The 1,016-nt window shown below is 45.2% G+C and carries 1 protein-coding gene; it reads left to right on the forward strand.

The genetic code is table 11. The features are described 5' to 3' along the window. The coding region (locus G9F75_RS19670) for a T7SS effector LXG polymorphic toxin (RefSeq protein WP_167409332.1) at window positions 1-1,016 on the forward strand (1,016 nt) is incomplete at both ends.

Here is a 1,016-nt window from a genome sequence, read left to right on the forward strand (position 1 = left end):
TTTCTTAACAGTATTTCAGGAAAAGTAGCTGATGCCGGATTGGCCGATTCGTTTGTGGAAGAGTCATTTTTAGAACACGAGCTGATTCATGCGAAGAATAAATCAAAAGCTATCATGCAGGAGCAACGAAATGAAATGAGGGATATTCTTAACGAGATAAGTGATATTGTCCATCTTGATGTTTTCTCTACAGAAGATGTCGATCAAAAGCTGGAATCAGCAGACAAGAAACGGGACAATACCATACACACGCTCGGAAAGCTCGATCATGATCTAACGAAAGAATACGCAGAAACCGAGGCAAATGAACATTTCATTCAGGCAGATTTTCAGCAGCTCCAAAACGCTACAGGCAAAGGAAAAAGCGCCACGCCGCTTCACTACAACGCCAAAGCGTATCGCGAAAGCGACATCCATAAGAAAAAAGGCGAGATTGCAAGACACTCAGACACATATTTAACGTTTAAGAAGGAAGAAGCGAAGGAGCGGGAAATCAAGGATCTGAAGAAAAAGCTGGCTGACGGTGTGACCGATCCGGATGAATATTTGGAAATCGCGAAGAAGATCGGGTACGAGAACCTTGAACCTTCCCAACAGCAATATGTCATTCAGCTTGAACAAGCAAAACAGATGGAAGAAGCCGGAGAAGTGACTTGGGATATTTTAAAAGGAGCCGGCGTTGGTTTATATGATGTCGGGAAAGACACGGTGACCGGTCTATGGGACTTCATAACCGATCCGGGGGAAACGCTGTCAGCACTGGGGAATGCAGTACTTCATCCTGTTAAAACATATGATGCTGTTAAAGCGGCAATTGAAGAGTCGTATCAAAAGGATATGGTGAACGGAGATGCTTACTCCAGATCAAGATGGGTGACATATGCGGTCGGTTCAGTGGCTGTGGCTGTCGTCGGAACGAAAGGCGCAGGAGCCGTTAACAAAGCTGATGCGGCGGGGAAGGTCATAAACAAGGCAGGACAGGCAGGGAAGAAAATTAAAGACGTTAAACTTCCAGA

Origin of the sequence: Bacillus sp. EKM208B (assembly GCF_011800725.1) — a bacterium.
Taxonomy (GTDB): domain Bacteria; phylum Bacillota; class Bacilli; order Bacillales; family Bacillaceae; genus Bacillus; species Bacillus velezensis.